Genomic DNA, 17,958 nt, shown 5'->3' with positions numbered 1-17,958 from the left:
AATAAAAATTAAGATAAAAAAAAATTCAAGACATAAATTCCTCTTAAATCTAAACCTTAATGGTAACTCTTTATTAAAACACATAATCGTTTTTTTCATAATACCCCTTCTCCCATCATCAAGTGACAATCATTCCCAGTTTACTTAAAATTTCAATTTAAGTAATTGGCTATTGTCTGTACAGTAAATTAATCTTTCGAATTTGATTCAGATTGTCTAGTATATTGTACAAGTATAGTTATTTTTGGTATTGCGTTCAGGTTAAATCCATCACTCATTTGATTGAACATGTTGAGTCTCATATTTGGGATATTATGATTCATTACCCGGTTTTTATTAGCCCTTAAATTGAACTATCCACTATCTTCTTCGGTTATTGTGTAAATTGATGAGCTGTATCATTAGATGCTATTTTATTCGACAAGGTCTTTCCGGGATGAGTAACCTATTAATCATCACTCTTCTTTGAATTTACTCTCAAACCCTGGATAAATTATCCGGTCAGGAATATTCCGTTTACTCCACCAACGATACCGGATTTACCTGCAGTGTTGCTGACTATTTGACCGAGAGTACATCCGGGACAGGATACATTATAGTATGCAGCATTTGCTTTTATAATAATCATTTTTCAATAATCGTGCATTACCGATTATAGGTGAATGTGCCCTCAAACCAAGATTTTTTCAGAACCATTATTCTAATTCTTTTTGCAACATACTATAATGATTGCTCCTCCCTGGCCGGTGATCGGTAAATAAGTGGCAGTAACATTTACCCGGCTTCCACCCCATGCACTGATTCCGTTGTTTCGGTCAGATCCTATTCCTGAATCGGTCCCGGTCCCGTTGATATGAATGGTGTTTCCACTGATGGCAAGGGTTGCTATCTTTCCATTGAGTTCGATTCCGCTGAACGGTCTTTAATTCTTTCACACCCAGTCGTGACAAACATAAAAAAGTTCTAATTATCAGATATGTTGAAGTAGATCACTTTTCAACTTTTATGGGCCTCTTTATGGAGATCCAGTAGTTAAAGTCTGAATATCTATAACTTCAGAAATATTGGCGATCTCTTTCATTTTTGAAAATTCAACCCAGGCATCTACGCCATTTCCATTCCATTTATTAAATAAACCAATATAGTCCTCCTCTCTTCTTATTGGAGGATAAAGATAAGGGTCAAGAATATGAGTAGATGTTCCTGGAACAACTCCTATAGTAACATAAACCATATCTGTTTTCGCAGTGGTTCCATTTCCAAGTTTTTCAGATTCGACAAATGTCTCACCCGCCAATTTGTATACGCTAGCATTCCTTAATATTTGAATTGTGGAATTGATCATTTCAGAATTTATCCTTGGATCTTTTCCTAGAGAAAGAAGGTATAACAAATCTGTTGAAAATTTCATCTCTGAAGGACTGTAAATTGATTTATTAAACCCAAGATATGAATAATCTGATGTTATGGTGGCATTAGATGTTATTCCGTCATCTTTAAAAATCCATAGACTATATGGATTCTCGTTTCCTGCGACGGGTATAGAAATCGTTCCAAAAATTATAATCAAAATTACTAATACATCAGAATAAAACATTATTTTATTATAGATACAATTCATGAAATTAGCAAATTTTTCCAGAATTGCACTAATAATAGTAGTCATAATTAGTTTCTCTCTGATTGTATCCATAACAAAGATAACATATCTGCAATAGAGACTTCATCATGATCCATGTCTGGATCCTATGTGACAACTGGATAAATCTTTATTCATATTGTAATAAACACCAAAATTAAAACTATAATGGAGCGATTAAAAATATTTTCAACCGGGTTTGACTATTATTCATGTTTATATGTTCTTTCAGGAACGGGAAGACCCTTCATGATCTCACCGATGAGAGTTTTTAATTCAGTCAGGTTGCTTCGGGAATATTCGGAATTAGGGTCTACAGTTTCAACATATACAAGATGATACATGCCATTATTATTTTTCATTAGAAAATAGACGAGAGTAGTATTCGATTTGATACCTAATTCCCAATCAGCTTCTGATCTATATACGCCGTTATGTGCAGCTGCCTGAATGGGATCATTAACTCTTCCGCGCTCAACATAAATTGGAACCGATGAACCAATTGTAAAGTTTAAAGTACTATTTAGTTTTAGGATATCATAGATCTTGACTTCATTTAAGGTAAGAATATTATCATCAACCCATTTCGTATCAGTTTCAAATGTTTTTCCATATACTATTAGATCGGAAATGTTTGTATACAATGGTAATTTATCAATGGGTTCAGGCCCGAATGTTTGAGTACCCGTAACAATACAACATGCTATACTAATGAGAACACCAAAAACTTCCCATATAATCTTTGAATTCATCTCAATCCTACCTACTGTCAATCGATCATAATATCGGTGATAAGAGAATTAGAGGGAGTTATTGTTAGGTATTTTTTGAGTTGGGTTTGGAGTTCTCTCAGGAACAGGAATACCATGTAGTATTTCAGAGATTTGGGATTTCAATTCGGTGAGATTGCTTCGAGAATATTCGGAATTAGGATCTACACTTTCAGAATAAATCAGGTGATATTTCCCTTTCTCATCTATTTGAATAAAGTATACAAGAGTACTATTTTGATCGATCCCCCACTCCCAATCTGTTCTTACTCTTCCTACTCCTCCATGTGCGGCTGCCTGGACCGGATCATGAATCGTACCTCCGATGATATAAATTGGAATATCTGATCCCACAGTGAAGTTTGAAGAGGAATTTTGCTTTATTATATCCTGAACATATATCGAATTGGTTGTTATTATCCCTATATCACTCCATTTTGCTTCATTTGCTGATGTTGTTCCATATACAATTAAATCTGAATAATTAACTATCCGTGGTAGATTATCTTGTGGTTCAGGCCCGAATGTTTGAGTACCCATAACAATACAACATGCCATACTAATGAGAACACCAAAAACTACCCATATAATCTTTGAATTCATCTCCATCCTCCCTTCTGTCAACCGATCATAATATCCGAAATAGTACCACTACTAACAAATCGACAATCAATAGGTCTCATGAATGTGGTTCATATGTTCCATTAAGAATTAATTCGTTGATGTTTCAATACAAGAAGTAAAATCCCTATTAAAACACATGAACGCTTTCTTATTTATGGTGCCCTCTCTCCTATCACCAAACAGTAATCTTTCACGGTTAACTCTAAATTTAATTTATGTAATTGGATATTGTCGGTAAGGTAAACTAATCTTTCGAATTTGATTCAGATTGCAAGGGTATATTGTACAACTATTGCTTTTTTTGACATCTCATCAGGCTACAATTAAAACTTATTTGACTCTCACATCCTAGGAATGAAGTAAAATGTTTCCTTCAGTATTTATTAGATCCGAATTCGTGAGAGGGCCTGAAGTGGGATAAATTGAAATTACATCTGATAAATATGCAATTTTCTATGCCGTTGTTGTGCCCTTATCACACTAACGTCGGACACTATTTTTAAGTGGAGAGTAGCATTCCTCTGGATTTCTACTGTATCTATATTAAATAAACCAAGACTTACTCTGCGAATTATCGCCACTTCAGATAGATTTGCGATTTCTTTAATCTTTGAAACTTCCACCCAGGCATCCAATCCCCTCTCCTCTTCATCCCTACTAAATTCCTAATATATATAGGGATCGAGGATATGGGTGGAATTCCCAGAATACACCATTATTTCTAAAAGAACTATATCTGGAGTTTTTTTTATTGTCGTCCCTTCCTGATAAGTAGCAGGTTTAAAATAATCAGACCTCTGAAATTGAACAAAAAATTAATCAGACAAATTTTCAGAGGTTTTTTGAAGCAACGTCAAATAAAGAATATTGGGAGATATTTTTGTTCTTCATGGGTGAGATTCGACCTGTTTTGTCTTATCGCAAGAAAAAAATCCCTGGTTTCGTTCATTTGCTTAAGAGTTTCAGGGTTGTAACCTGGATGAGTTTTAACCGGTTCTCCGGTTAAAATACCTCCATCCTGATAAACATCTGTGTTGTATGCGGCAACCGGATGAACCGCACCCCCTATGATAATAAACCCCAGAATCATAGGAATAATGGAGCGATTTGAAATATTTTTTCACCGGGATTGAATATTATTCATGTTTATATGTTCTTTCAGGAACCGGATGACCCTGTATGATCTCACCGATGAGAACTTTCAATTCAGTCAGGTTGCTTCTGAAATATTCGGAATCAGGATCTACAGTTTCAGAATAATATAGATGATACATGCCATTATTGCTTTTCTTTAGGAAATAGACGAGAGTAGTATTTGGATTAATACCCCATTCCCAATCTGCCGTTTGTCCATAAATACCAAAATGTGCAGCAGCTTGAACGGGATCGTCAACTTTGCCCCCTTCAATGTATATAGGAATAGATGAACCTTCGGTGATGTTTGAACTATTATTCTGCGTAATTATTTTTTGAACAAATAAATAGTTCACAGTTATTATCCCAATATCACTCCATTTCATCTCATTGTCTGATGTTTTTCCATATACAATCAGATCTGAAACATTGGCAAACCATGACAATTTATCCTTCGGTTCAGATCCAACAATTTGAGATCCTGAAGCAATACACAATGGAATAGAAATGAGGAAACAAAATAGTAGTAAAAAGAATCTTGTATTCATTGATTTCATCATATGTTATAACATATTATCAAAATGACATGATGTTTCTCATCAGGTCCATCTTATGAAAATGCGGAGCATTTTCCTCAAAAAAAGGTTACTTTGAAAATACCATATGCTCAACAAATGCATTTGGATCAAGGTTCTTTGTAATGGTTGCATTATACGATAAACCGTCATCTGCCAGGACAAAAGTAAACCTCCCTTTCTCTGTCCAGTTCCCGGTGTATACGGTACCATTTTCAGAAATAGTTCCGGACAGGTTTCCGACTTCATCATTTACATTTGTAAGAGGCTCATTCACACCAGATAACTGAGTTCCATTTTGTGTGAGATGATAGGATTTTTTCTCAGTTACCCAGTTACCAGTCCAGGGATTCTTGGGATCGATTATTTCCCCGATTCTCGTCGCATTGTATGAATACCCTGCAGGTTTACTCATGGACCCATATGGGTCAGCAAATCCTGAAATGGTAAATGACAACTTATCATCTGACAGAGTGTAGGTATTTGACCCTGTTTCAATCCATATGCCTGAAAATGTTTTCCCATCATCAGAAACATTTCCCTCAAGTCGTCCCGGATCTAATTCATTTAAATCGGTTGGCACATATTCTCCAGCAATCCCTGACTGGTTTTGTGTGATATACATCAAATAATCCGGGTTGGACCATGTTCCATTCCATATGGAGGTAGAATTCTTATCTCCTCCTGTATTATTCTCGGCAATCGCCAGTGATACAACGCATAAACTACAAATTACCAGAAAACTCAACAATGTTCCATAATTCATGATCTCTCACTCACTTATATCGATAGATTATCGTTTGTATTTTTAAATATGTTGATATTATCCACCTGCCTGGTAATATTGGCACATCCTGTTATCAGGATTTATCAACCTGAATTAACCATGAATGAATCATATAACGTTCATTAGTCAGTGTCAGAACCGTACCTCTAGAGTGTTTCGAATAAAAAAATCGAGACAAATTTCTGATCATTCTATTCCATATTCCTGTCCGATGATCAACGAATCAGTGGCTTGTATGTTTACCTGGTTTCCATTCCATGCACTGATTCCGCTCCTATGATCAAATCCGGTCCCATTAATGTGAATAGTGTTTCCACTTATGGGGGGACGGTCAGTTTTTCCATTCTATCCAACCCATCTGAAAGGTCTGGTAATATTTACCTTAATTCGCCATCTTCCATGATCATGACTAATGGCTTGGTGTAAAATCTGATGTGGAAGACCGAGGACAAATCCAAAATTTAATTTCTTAGTCAACGTCGTTCACCTGTAGTCATTGATATCGTTTCCTGAATAGGCAATTAAATATGGATCCGGGTTATTAGTCCCATGATCTCGAGATTTGATCCCTCAACGTGAAACGCATGAACGTTTATTCGGTAACATTTACATCGGTAAAAATAACACCCCTGAATTCTGAAGAGACCTTGATTTCCGTTTGATCCGGTTTCTGTTAGGGTGAGTGGGGTATATGTTTGGTGATACTGTTATCGATCTCTTGGCATTTGGTGATGTGGAGAAAGATACTTTGCTAATCCGGGCATTTGATGCCTGTATAAGGATCTGAACTGGGCTTTAGTGATATAACTTTTTTAGGTGGAATTCTGCCTGGTATTGCAGATCTGCAAGATTCTAATCTCTGCTATCCATGGGAACATTAAAAATTTGAGCGTGGTTATCAGGCCAAGAGTATCAATCCAGGATATCTGGATGATGAATTGGTATTTATCCTTGAAAGTGATTCACGAGTAAAATCAATAATTGGGGTTCTTTTTTTTTATAACTCAAAGTTACTTACATTCACTTACTAACTAAAAATGGTATAACTACCTCTATAGATTATCAATCTTCCTGACTTATTTATACAATAGATCAGATGGCTGATGTACTCGCAGATGAAGTTTCTATAATTTTAACAGATATATTTGAGATTGGAATTGAACGATTACGTCACATAATTTACCCATATGTAACCGGGAAGCAAGGTGCACAGTATCGTTTGCTTCATTATCTTACCCGGGTACCAATGGAGAGTATGACAAACCTCGGAAAGGCAATGTACATACCTAAACAACATATGACTACACTCGTTGATTCCTTGATCACGGAAGGATATGTTGAGCGCCATTTTGATCCTGCAGATCGCAGGGTGATATATATAAAAATTACAGAAACAGGACGAACAAAATTGCGTGAATTCAGGGTTCAAATACATGGACAATTAGCAAAATATATAGAAAAATACGAACCTGAAGATCTTAAACTCCTTGCATCTTCTCTACAGACTATTAAAGATTTCAGCAAAAAGTACTAAATTTCTATTTTGCTTAAATCAGATTTCCTGTCAATATCGATTATAAAATTTGATCTCTATAAAAAATGTGCAATTTTTATGATAGTAACATAGATATGATTATTTGGTATGAGAACAAACAATTCATTGTAGTACGAAATGATGAACGAGACGATGAAAAACCAGGTTATCTGGAATATCATGTAGACAAGAGAATGGTTTTATACCTCTCTTACGAGATCAAAGTGGGATTTAAACCTGATATCCAAATCAAACTAGTGAACCTTCATTAAATACCTTACTTTGATTCACTCATGAATTCTCCTGGTTATTCTCCTTTCCATCTCAACCTCTCAAGTCTTCTCTGAAAGTGGCATTTACAAACAGGGAAAGATTGTAGAAAAGGAATGTTCGCGAGGATATAGAGCACCAGAAAAACCGATACTGAAACAGATTTATCTTGTTAGATAGATTTCTGTCTCTTTGAATGAATAAATCGTGTATCCAAAACTCCACGCAGTCATTCAATGCACCTCACGAACTCTGATGGAATAACAATACCGTCTCGAAAATCTTCTCATAATCGTCTACGCTCTCTTCCCCGGTCTGACACCCTCTCATCATCCAACAGATCATGACCGGGAGAGAGAATCAGGAGATAATACCTGCCCTAGATATGTATTATTTTTCCAGATTTTTAATCGAGAGATATTATGAAGGAAAATTTCACAGTATGTTTAGCGAAGCCCATGCAATTAAAACCTAAAATGGGCGAAAGTGTCAGAAAACATCTCCCTATATCTGAGTATATGTGGCTGTTAGGAATGGCCGTACTGGTTTTAACAACCTGTATTACTACTCCGGCTCTTGCAGGAACTAAGTATATGTCAGGATCGCCGAATCTGACTGCAAGTATATCCGGAAGCAATGAGTTTACACCCGGAACCACCGTGCAGATGAAGGTTATTATTCAAAATACCGGGCTCAACACGATTAAAATGGTTCAATCAGGAATTATAGATCGGGATGATGTACCGAGTACTGCCAAAATGGTTAAAGTTACTCTTGGTGAAGATGACGCTCCGGTGCTCATCAAGTCTGATCCTCAAATGATTGGTGATGTAAAAGCATCCAACAACAGTCTGGTAACCTTTGATATTCGGGTAAAGGACGATGCAAAAGCCGGAACGTACCAACTTCCGCTCATAATTGATTACACATACCTGGCAGATGCAGATCAGGATGGTACAGATAATCTTGTGTACCGGTACGTGAAGAAAGATCTTCAGATTGAACTGCCATTCGTGGTGAAATCAGCCATTAATCTGGATGTACTCTCAGTTACTCCGGATGACATCAATGCTGGAAGTTCAGGGTATGTCACGCTGAAACTCAAAAACAGTGGTGTTGATACAGGAAAGAAAGCAATTGCCAAACTGATCCGTAATGGGAACTCTCCGGTAGTCCCCGTAGACAGCACAGTGTACATTGGTGACTTCAATCCTGGTCAGGTGGTTGATACCAAGTTCAAAGTCTCGGTATCCAGAGATGGAGAACCACAGGATTATCCGCTCTCGGTTCTTGTCTCATATGAGAACGCAGACGGTGAAACACTTGAGACTCCGGTAGAAGACTTCGGGATTCCTGTAGGGGCAAAGATTACGTTTACTATAACCAGTCCTCCGGGAGAAACAACACCCGGAAAGAAAGGAACTATTGAAGTAACCTATCGTAACGATGGGGAAGCAACCGCATATAGTGCCGAGGCACGAATCAGTGCTGTTGATCCATTTACCAGTAACGATGATCTGGCCTATCTTGGTGATCTGAAACCTGGGGAAACAGGAACCGTTAAATTTGTCATCAGTACTGCTGCTGATGCAACTAAAAAGACCTATGGGCTTGATTCTGAAGTTAGATACCGGGATGCCCTTGATAATAGTCAGATCTCAGATACCGTGAAGGTACCGGTAGCTGTTGTACCATCTGGAGGAGTTGCAGCACTTGTTTCAAATCCGATAATTGTTGCCGTTCTTCTTGTGATTATCATCGGAGCCGGATACTATCTCTATAGCCAGCGGAAGAGAACCCAATCTTCAGATTCTTAGTCGGATGTGTTCCATATGGTCTCACTTTTTTCCCGTTTAGCTGATCTTATCATTAAACGGCCAAAATTACTTTCCAGAATTATTGTGGTTCTTATGCTTATCTCGCTCGTAGGCATGACCATGATTACCATGGAGACGGGAAATGATACATATCTGGATAAAAAATCAGATAGAGGGATAATTTTAGGTCATTATACCGATATTTTTCAACAAAATACACTGGTTCTTCTCTTCGAATGTAATGATCCTACAAGTCCAGAGGTATTAACGTATATCGATTCAGTAATGGGGCCAATTCAGAAACTACAGCATGTTTCAGGAACTGCCAGTATTACTGATGTTATCAAACAGGTAAACAATGGGACAATTCCCCAGTCTTCTGCAGAGGTGGCAGAAGTAAAAACAAAGATCTCTCCATCGATTCTAAAGCGGTATGTGCCCTCAAATCTTCTCAGTCTGGCGATGGTGACTCTTGAGCCCGGACTTACCGATAAAAAGAAAGAATCTGCGATGAACAATATCCTTTCCTTTATCGACAGCACGAATATTCCTCCGGGTCTTTCTATTAAGCTTACCGGAGATGCGGCATTTAGTATGCAGATGAAGAGTGAGATGGGAAAATCCATGATCACACTAATCCTGGCCGCTCTTGTTCTGATGGTTATCGTGATGGGATTACTCTTTTCCTATGTCAGTCACCGGTTTCTTCCGGTTCTCATCGTCGCGATTGGCCTAATTCTTACCTTCGGAGTTGTGGGCCTAACTGGTATAAATTTGAGTATGGCTGTCATCTCTGCTTTTCCAGTGATGATAGGGCTTGGAATTGATTATGCTATCCAGTTTCATTCGCGGCTTGAAGAAGAGGCACGAACAAACCCACTTCCCACGGCTATCAAGAATACAATTACCAGGACAGGACCCGCAGTCATGTATGCCATGTTGGCGACATGCATGGGTTTTCTTGCAATGTTCATCTCTCCGGTTCCAATGATCCAGGGGTTTGGTCTGGTAAGTATCATCGGTGTGATGGTGTGCTATCTCACGTCACTCATTGTAATTCCACTGGTAGCATTATTGATACAATACGAAGCAAAAGGGGCGGGAAAATCAAAACTTACTGATGGTATCGATCATGCTCTCTCTAAAATTGCGGTTGCAATAGCAAAAAATCCTGTTCCGGTATTGCTTCTGGTCTTTCTCATAGCCTTTATCGGTATTCAACTGGACTCACAAATTCCAGTTGACACAAACCAGAATGCATTTGTTCCTCCTGATATGGGAGCTAAGATTACACTTGACAAAGTTACCAGAACTGTTGGATCCACCGATCCAGCACCCTTAGTCATTTCTGGAGATGATGTTCTCTCTCTTGAGAGCGTTAAATGGATGAAGGAGTTCACAGACCTAGAATTAACGCTGCATTCTACTCGTCTGAATAATGCGGTAAGTATCGCTGATTATGTAATTACATATCACAACGGTACGATGCCACAAACGCAAAATGAGTTGAATACAGTTCTGGATACTATTCCAAAAGAGGTTAAGAAACAGTACCTGAACGGAAGAAATGAAGCAGTGCTCCAATTCTACATAAACAAGATGGAGACTCCAACGAAGAGTGATTTAAAGGATCAGATGTACGGGGACCTTGCTATGTACCCGCCACCTCCGGGAATTGAAGGCGAAATTACCGGTAGTTTTGATGTATTTACATCACTCATTCATGATCTGGTAGACAGTAAAGAAGCAATGACCTATTTGGGATTTATTCTGGTCGCAATATTCCTGGGTCTTGTATACCGGAACGTTAATGCATTGAGCCCGATTGTGCCGATTATTGCAATTGTTGGCTGGAATGCAGTAGCTATGTATCTGCTTGGTCTTGATTACAACCCAATGACAGCTTGTCTTGGTTCGATGACCATTGGAGTGGCTGCTGAATACACTATCCTGGTGATGGAACGATACCTGGAAGAGCGTGAAAAAACGGATAATGTGATAGAAGCGATTAAGAACAGTGTTCGTAAAATCGGATCTGCTATCCTGGTTTCAGGATTTGCAACATTCTTTGGATTTTCAGCTCTGATTCTTTCTTCGTTCCCTATCATCAGTAACTTTGGTCTGACTACCATTATCGCGGTGTTCTTCTCATTGATTGGAGCTATTGCAGTGATGCCTGCAATATTAGCCCTGATTGATGAGATTGTTCGGGATGTCAGGCATCTGGAAGATGAGGTGATACATAACCCTCATCACCCATAAACCCTTTTTAGAAAAAATTATGATTTTTCACCGGTAAAGCACGAACGCTTATCAGAAGTATACTATCTGTTATTCGTGAGAATCGATCATATTGTTGTATGGTAGATTTGTCTCCCAAAATGTACCCCGGTTATTAGAATAGAAGAATACTCGACACAGGCCTCTGATATGTCTTCTTTAGGGATAATAATATCATGAATTGGTCAGATTCGATATAAAATTACAGACACTCCTATTATCGATGTGAATAAAAAAGGATCCGGAGAACTGGTTCCGGATTTATACTGTTTCGCGAATTACCGGGCCGGGTCCCATAACCGGGGCTGGTGGTACTGAAGAGATGGACATATTCCATGCCTTGGGATTCTCTTCCAGATCCATGACACTTAAGAAATATGTTCCAGATTCAGTGATGGTAACGATCTTGAATGGTTCGGTAGAGATTCTGCTGAATCCTGGTAAGACATATGAGTTGGTCTCATCCATGACATAACTTCCGTTTGAGGAGGTGAGGTAATATGACGGTGATGATTCTCCGGTTTCTCCTCTCTGGAAGAAGTATTCACCTTTTTCCAAAGTAATTGGTTGTGTAACTGTAGTGCCTGATCCAGACAGGTTCACAGGTGCCTTTACCGGACTTGCCAGGTCATATTCGTTTACCTGAGCTGTCCAAGAACCTGTACTTGAGATGTTAATTGTACAGTCTCCTGGTTTTGGGATCGCAAAAGCGATACTACCGTTATAAGGACTCACGATCTTGAGCTCAGTGGATTCTGACCAACTGTCTTTCGTATTCTGGTTGAACTTCATGGTCTGTGGTTCAAGGGCCTGAAATGACACAATGAAGATTCCAGAGTCCAATGGCAAACTGATTTCTGGCTGGTCATTTGACAAGGTAGCAAGAGTCTTTCCAGCAACCAGAGGAGTCTCATTATCAGCCAGGGCACACCCGCTGGCAACAAAACCTAATACCACAACACAGCAGAACAAGAAAAGGTGGTTCATACTATACATCCCCGGGAGTGAGGTAAATATTTTATCACAAGGGCCTTTAATCAGTATTTATTGAATGGGAATCGGTAACGTTTTACAGTGTCATTCTCCCTTATTTATACATCCAATATCCTGAATCTTTGAGAGATCATACTGTATATGTAGGTCCATGACAGTATCCTGGCGAGACATAAAAACTCAATTAACCGGATTTGATGCAGATGCTCTCATCTCTCTCATTCATGATCTGTATGCTCTGAATAAGGAGAACAAGGTATTCCTGCAGGGAAAAGTTGGCGGTAAAGAAGCATATGCCGGTCTTCTGGAGGATGGGGTAAAGAAGATTAAGCAGGAGTTCTTTCCTGAACGAGGCTTTGGAAAAGCCAGGATTGCACCGGTTAAAAAGATCATTTCAGGTTATAAAAAAGCGACCGGGGATCCTATTGGCACTGCTGATCTGACACTTGTATTTATTGAGCAGATAGTAAAATATTGCAGCACATATGGAGGGATGGAAGAATCGAAATATTCATCAATCAGTGTTGCAATGAGTGATTTGCTTACTATTCTGAAGTCATGCCCTGCAATAATTGATGTACTGGAGATCGAAGATCGGCTTATAACGGCTCAGGTTGATGTCAAGAATTGTGGATATGGAGTCGAAGATGAGATATCAGAACTTATTGATGATATCGAGGATATTGGATAGATGTATTCATAATATTAGAGTAACTCCATGCACATCCTCTCCACGTGATAATGCCTCGCTGATGGGAGTAAATGCATCCCTGACTACCATATACACATCTTTTTTAAATGGAATTATCAAATCCACAGTTTCCTGCAGTGGTACCCATCTCCAATTCACAAATTCAGATTCTTTCCCTTTATGCTCTTTCAGAACATTAATCTCTGCATCCTTCCCCAGAAAGAGCAGGGCAAACCACTCCTGTTGCTGACCCTTATATTGTGTGGGTTCAAGGAAATCATAACATAAATATCCCGGGATTTTTGAGATTATACGACCATTATCAGTTCCGATCTCTTCTTTCATCTCCCTGAAAACCGCATCTTCAGGTTCTTCTCCGGCTTTAACTCCCCCCTGGGGCATCTGCCATGAACCTCTAAAGTCCCGCCGCTCTGCGACAAGCACCAATCCCTTCTGGTTGAAGAGACAGATTCCGACATTATGCCGGTAATCTTTATTTTTATGTTTCAGATGCATCATTTTATATCCCTTATCATAGCATAATGGACCATATTGACCGGAAAAAGAGATCTCTGTAACTTTACTCGTTCTTTACATATGTTCTTATACTAACTTTTAAATGCTCCCGTGTGCCGATGGACATCAATATTTCAATATGAAAGTGGTGGCCAATCTGGTTTCTTTGTTGGTGTGTAGGTGAATGTAGCGAATTTATTGAGAAAAGAACCTTAATCAGGTATTTATACCTACAACGTCGCACTAGTCTCTATGTCAGATAATGTAGTGAGTGAAATAAATTTATCTGATATGAGGACTTCGCTCCTGAATCCGGTCATCCTTTCTTCAATAGTCATCATAATAATTTCAGTTGTTACTCTTATTGCATACATCTTCGGACGATGGAAGGTGATCAGTTTTGGTCCGGATTATGTTCCGATGGCACCTCTTACTGCTCTACTCTTTTTTCTATTTTCGATAGTGCTCATTCTCCAATTTTCATCCTTATCTAAGCAAACAAAATTCTGGGCATCCATCACTGGTTTGTCTATTATTTTCGGAGTGAGTGTCATCAGTTTATCGCATGGAGTATTCTTTTTTATTCCTGATATCAATGAAATACTTTTTCATAATACTGATATGGTTGCAGGGTTTCCTGTGGCAAAGACTTCTCCTGTAACTGCCATAATTTTTATTCTCACCTCAATCTCACTATTGACTGGCTTATCCAGCCATAGATTCATTCTTGATATATCTGCAGTGTTGGCAATCCCTATTGCAATAACAGGCCTGATTATTTCTTTCGGCTACTTGTATAATACTCCCTTTTTCTATGGAGGTACAGAAGTTCCGGTAGCCTTTGCAACCGGCCTTGCTTTTCTTTTTGGAGGGTTTGCTCTTTTTTACTCAAGAAAGGAAGATACTATCTTTGCAGAGATATTTTTTGGAGCTTCAATTCAGTCACTTCTTTTACGAACGTTTCTTCCAGTAATACTCCTCTTTGTATTAATTGAAGGATTGGTGTTTTCAATTCTTCTCACCCACTCCTCAATCAATCCGGTTTTTTTGTCAGGAATTGTCGCACTTGGTTCTACCGGAGTAGTTACAGTAATTATTACCCTGCTCTCGCGACAGATTGGACGAATCATAGAGCACGCTGAAAAGGAGCGTGATAAGTCTGTACTAGATCTTTCAAATGTCAATTGTGAACTAACAAAGGCTTATTCTGATCTAAAGAAAAACGAAGAAAAGCTTCGAATTCTTGCCGATTATACATATGATTTGGAGATATGGGAGGATCCTCAAGGGAACTATGTCTATATCGGGCCTTCAAGTATCTGGCTTACCGGTTATTCTGCTGAAGAGTTTTATCAGAAAAAAGATTTTTTTTCAGAAATAGTTCATCCTGAAGATCGGGAACTGTGGAAAGAGCATTTGGATAATAAGTATAAATCCTCATCCCGGCTTTCGATATATGTCCGGATTATTCATCGAAACGGTTCAACGAAATGGATACACCATATCTGTCAACCAATAATTCTCTCCACTGGTGAGAATTTAGGATGGCGGTCGAGCAACCGTGATGTTACCCATGAAAAAATAGCAGAGATTGCACTCAATGAAAGAGATGCACAGTATAAGTTGATATCTGAAAATTCTGCAGATGTTATCTGGATCTATAGCCTCGCAGAGCAGAGACTCAGGTTCGTGAGCCCTTCAGTCTTTAAAATGAGAGGATTTACTGATAAGGAGGTTATAAATCAATCTTTTGAAGAAATGCTGACTGAGGAATCATATGATTTTGTAAATACAACATTACCACTTCGATTATCACAATTTAAATCTGGTGACGAATCAGCCCGGGTTTGGGTTACTGAGATTTTTCAGAGATGTAAAGATGGATCAACGGTTCCTACTGAAGCTGTTACGACCCTTGTTGCTGATGACTATGGAAATGCTGTTGAAATCATAGGAGTGAGTCGTGATATTACCGAACGAAAAGAGGCAGAGGCGAAATTAAATAGTGCACTCAATCAGATTGATAAGAATCTTGAGACACTAGCAGCCTTAAATGACCAGATCAGAAATCCCCTCACTGTCATGCAATTTATCGCTGAAGAGGTTGGAGATAAGAATGGGAAGATCCTTCAGGACCAGATAATTCACATCGATAAACTCATTGATCAATTGGATAAAGGATACCTATATTCTGAAAAGGTCAGAATCTTCCTGACTAAACATGCAAACAACGTGTATAATTCTAATAAGGAAGATGAGTCTTTAGTATTACAGTACAAGTCATGAGTTCCTGCATTGTGATCAATGAGCAATAATGCCGGTTTTAGTAATTTGACTGGCAATAATAGTAAATTCTATAAATGAAATGTTTGGAATAGTCCTTATTATTTTAATTGTTGTAATCTAACTCTATTTGGTACAATGAATCATGTTTAGAGTCTTATACCATTAATGGATAGTGCTGGATGGAAACCTGAACGTTTGTGTCCATTTAATGCTGTATAGTAGTCGTATTCTTTGAAATCCACTGTCTCTACAACCAGACAACAACCTCCGTATATATTCATTCATAAGAGTTGCACGATGCAATATAACCCTGATCCCGTCAATATTCATCTATAGATATCTATGAGTACCAATCTTCCGCTTCTGATCTCTGTTCCCCATGGTGGTACTGAAATTGTTGAGTCTGTCAGGTCACGATTACTCCTCACTGAAGATGACCTTGCATTTTATTCAGATCCCTTAACCAGGACTATTTTTGGGTTTCAAAACCGTGTTGCAGCATATATCGACACCCCAGTCTCTCGGATGATCGTGGATCTGAATCGTCCTCCTCTTCCGGTTCCTCTTCATGATCCTGATGGAGTAATAAAGACAAAAACATTTGATAACCGAGATATCTATAAATCCGGAGAAGTACCGGACATGCATCTCATCCATACCATGGTCCTCTCCCATTATTTTCCCTATCATCAGAAAATTGACGAATACCTTGATGAGCTCCCTGTCAAGATAGCATTTGACTGTCATTCAATGGTCCCGGTAGGATCTGAAAACCAGAAAGATGCTGGGAAATGTCGTCCTCTGATCTGTCTTGGAAATAACGGTGACAGTCATGGGCGTGAGAGAGAAGGAACACTTGTGACATGTAGTCAAGAATGGATCCGCATGCTGGCCGAATGTTTTAGAAAAGAATTCCCCTCTGAAAACGCTGTATCATTAAATAAACCATTTTCAGGTGGGTTCATTTCAAATGCCCATTTCTGGCGGAAGAGCATTCCCTGGATTCAGATCGAGATCAACCGGACGCTATATGAACCAGATACAGCAACTCCGGGATTAGAAACTATAGAACAGCGGGCAATCAGGTTACGGGAGAGAATCTGGAATGTATTGAAAAATTTCTATGAGTGTATCAGGGTATGATCCTCCTATTCTGATGATTACATCTTTTTTCTCAAAGGTCCTTTGAAAAACTACTCGGATTATATCACCTATAAATCCGGCAAAATCATACAGAAGATGATGTCAAAACCAAATCAGATTACGTCTCTGACAGATTCTGTTGAAGATATGTTGAACCGGATGTTTGTCGATGCCGGTATAGGTCCGGGAATGAAGGTCCTTGATGTCGGTTGTGGCAGGGGCGATGTATCACTGTTGGTTTCTAAACTAACTGGAGAAACGGGTATGGTTCTCGGCATTGACCATGATGCACCTTCTATTGAATTTGCTCAAAATCGGGTGAACGAACTCAGCATCTCAAACATCTCATTTTCAGTGTGTGATATCATGTCGCTTACTCCGATGCAGGATCTCTTTGATGCTGCTGTCTCCAGACGGGTTATCATGTATCTCCAGGATCCTGTTGAGGCTATCAAAAAGATATCAGGCATGCTTCGTCCAGGAGGTATTGTCGCTCTTCTTGAACATGATGCAACAATGGTTCCGGGCAGGATTACTCCACTACCACTTCAGGAAGAAGTGAACAGGTGGATTTCGGAGACCATAAAGCGTGAGGGTGCTGATTTGCACATCGGATTTAACCTGGATAAAATAATAAAGCAGGCAGGACTTATAGTTGAACATATACGGGCTGAAGCCATCATCCAGACTCCTCAAACTTCATATCCCACAGCAACTATTATACGTGCCATGCTTCCCCGGATTATTCAAAACGGTGTCGCTACCGAAGAGGAGATTGACATTGAGACACTTGAACAACGGTTAATAGAAGAACGCAACCGGAATAATTCCATGTATGTCAGCGATATGGTATTCACCATATGGGGAAGAAAACCAGGCACAGGGTCTTAATTTGTCTA

Annotated in this window: 16 protein-coding genes; 7 read left to right on the top strand and 9 right to left on the bottom strand. The window is 38.9% G+C overall.

Annotated elements, in window-relative coordinates; translation table 11 throughout:
* Window positions 1–493 precede the first annotated feature (493 nt).
* The 7 genes from DK846_RS18145 to DK846_RS06370 form a co-directional block, all read right to left on the bottom strand.
* Entirely contained in the window at window positions 494–628 is a 135-nt protein-coding gene (locus DK846_RS18145; RefSeq protein WP_281269820.1) for a hypothetical protein, read from the bottom strand.
* Between the two features lie 387 nt (window positions 629–1,015).
* The gene (locus tag DK846_RS06395; protein WP_109968104.1) at window positions 1,016–1,693 is read right to left on the bottom strand and encodes a hypothetical protein; all 678 of its coding nucleotides are present in this window, start codon (window positions 1,691–1,693) and stop codon (window positions 1,016–1,018) included.
* A 152-nt stretch (window positions 1,694–1,845) separates the two neighbouring features.
* On the bottom strand, window positions 1,846–2,391 hold the full coding sequence (locus DK846_RS06390; RefSeq protein ID WP_109968103.1) for a hypothetical protein: 546 nt from the start codon (window positions 2,389–2,391) through the stop codon (window positions 1,846–1,848).
* A gap of 48 nt (window positions 2,392–2,439) precedes the next feature.
* Window positions 2,440–3,012 carry a hypothetical protein gene (locus tag DK846_RS06385; RefSeq protein ID WP_146201161.1) on the bottom strand — a complete coding sequence of 191 codons (573 nt, stop codon included), beginning with the start codon at window positions 3,010–3,012 and terminating at the stop codon, window positions 2,440–2,442.
* Window positions 3,013–3,886: 874 nt separating this feature from the next.
* Window positions 3,887–4,123, bottom strand: a complete 237-nt coding sequence (locus DK846_RS06380; protein ID WP_109968101.1) for a hypothetical protein — start codon at window positions 4,121–4,123, stop codon at window positions 3,887–3,889.
* Window positions 4,124–4,169: 46 nt separating this feature from the next.
* Window positions 4,170–4,553: a hypothetical protein gene (locus tag DK846_RS06375; protein WP_146201160.1), complete on the bottom strand. Its 384-nt coding sequence runs from the start codon at window positions 4,551–4,553 to the stop codon at window positions 4,170–4,172.
* A 259-nt stretch (window positions 4,554–4,812) separates the two neighbouring features.
* Window positions 4,813–5,508, bottom strand: coding sequence for a hypothetical protein (locus DK846_RS06370; RefSeq protein ID WP_146201159.1), 696 nt, complete (start codon window positions 5,506–5,508; stop codon window positions 4,813–4,815).
* Window positions 5,509–6,625: 1,117 nt separating this feature from the next.
* Here DK846_RS06370 and DK846_RS06365 point away from each other — a divergent pair.
* The 3 genes from DK846_RS06365 to DK846_RS06355 all read left to right on the top strand — a co-directional run bounded on the left by DK846_RS06365 (window position 6,626) and on the right by DK846_RS06355 (window position 11,412).
* A complete protein-coding gene (locus DK846_RS06365) occupies window positions 6,626–7,063 on the top strand; it encodes a MarR family winged helix-turn-helix transcriptional regulator (protein WP_109968098.1) in 438 nt (145 codons plus the stop codon).
* Window positions 7,064–7,755: 692 nt separating this feature from the next.
* On the top strand, window positions 7,756–9,150 hold the full coding sequence (locus DK846_RS06360) for a COG1361 S-layer family protein (protein WP_245926485.1): 1,395 nt from the start codon (window positions 7,756–7,758) through the stop codon (window positions 9,148–9,150).
* A gap of 15 nt (window positions 9,151–9,165) precedes the next feature.
* Entirely contained in the window at window positions 9,166–11,412 is a 2,247-nt protein-coding gene (locus tag DK846_RS06355; protein ID WP_109968096.1) for an efflux RND transporter permease subunit, read from the top strand.
* A gap of 279 nt (window positions 11,413–11,691) precedes the next feature.
* Here the strand turns inward: DK846_RS06355 and DK846_RS06350 are convergent, their stop codons facing one another.
* On the bottom strand, window positions 11,692–12,417 hold the full coding sequence (locus DK846_RS06350; RefSeq protein ID WP_109968095.1) for a hypothetical protein: 726 nt from the start codon (window positions 12,415–12,417) through the stop codon (window positions 11,692–11,694).
* A gap of 157 nt (window positions 12,418–12,574) precedes the next feature.
* On the opposite strand from DK846_RS06350, the gene DK846_RS06345 reads away from it, so the two are divergent.
* Window positions 12,575–13,114 carry a hypothetical protein gene (locus DK846_RS06345; RefSeq protein ID WP_109968094.1) on the top strand — a complete coding sequence of 180 codons (540 nt, stop codon included), beginning with the start codon at window positions 12,575–12,577 and terminating at the stop codon, window positions 13,112–13,114.
* A 6-nt stretch (window positions 13,115–13,120) separates the two neighbouring features.
* Here DK846_RS06345 and DK846_RS06340 read toward each other — a convergent pair whose 3' ends face one another.
* A complete protein-coding gene (locus DK846_RS06340) occupies window positions 13,121–13,633 on the bottom strand; it encodes an RNA pyrophosphohydrolase (protein WP_109968093.1) in 513 nt (170 codons plus the stop codon).
* 264 nt (window positions 13,634–13,897) lie between these two features.
* Between DK846_RS06340 and DK846_RS06335 the strand changes: the two genes are divergently transcribed.
* From DK846_RS06335 to DK846_RS06325, 3 genes are all read left to right on the top strand, one after another.
* Window positions 13,898–15,916, top strand: coding sequence for a PAS domain S-box protein (locus DK846_RS06335; protein ID WP_181391655.1), 2,019 nt, complete (start codon window positions 13,898–13,900; stop codon window positions 15,914–15,916).
* A gap of 342 nt (window positions 15,917–16,258) precedes the next feature.
* Window positions 16,259–17,059 carry an N-formylglutamate amidohydrolase gene (locus DK846_RS06330; RefSeq protein ID WP_109968091.1) on the top strand — a complete coding sequence of 267 codons (801 nt, stop codon included), beginning with the start codon at window positions 16,259–16,261 and terminating at the stop codon, window positions 17,057–17,059.
* 96 nt (window positions 17,060–17,155) lie between these two features.
* A complete protein-coding gene (locus DK846_RS06325; RefSeq protein ID WP_219970661.1) occupies window positions 17,156–17,950 on the top strand; it encodes a methyltransferase domain-containing protein in 795 nt (264 codons plus the stop codon).
* Window positions 17,951–17,958 lie beyond the last annotated feature (8 nt).

It is taken from the genome of Methanospirillum lacunae, from assembly GCF_003173355.1.
Taxonomy (GTDB): domain Archaea; phylum Halobacteriota; class Methanomicrobia; order Methanomicrobiales; family Methanospirillaceae; genus Methanospirillum; species Methanospirillum lacunae.
Note: the sequence above shows the minus strand (reverse complement) of the source record. Positions and strands in the feature narration are given on the sequence as shown.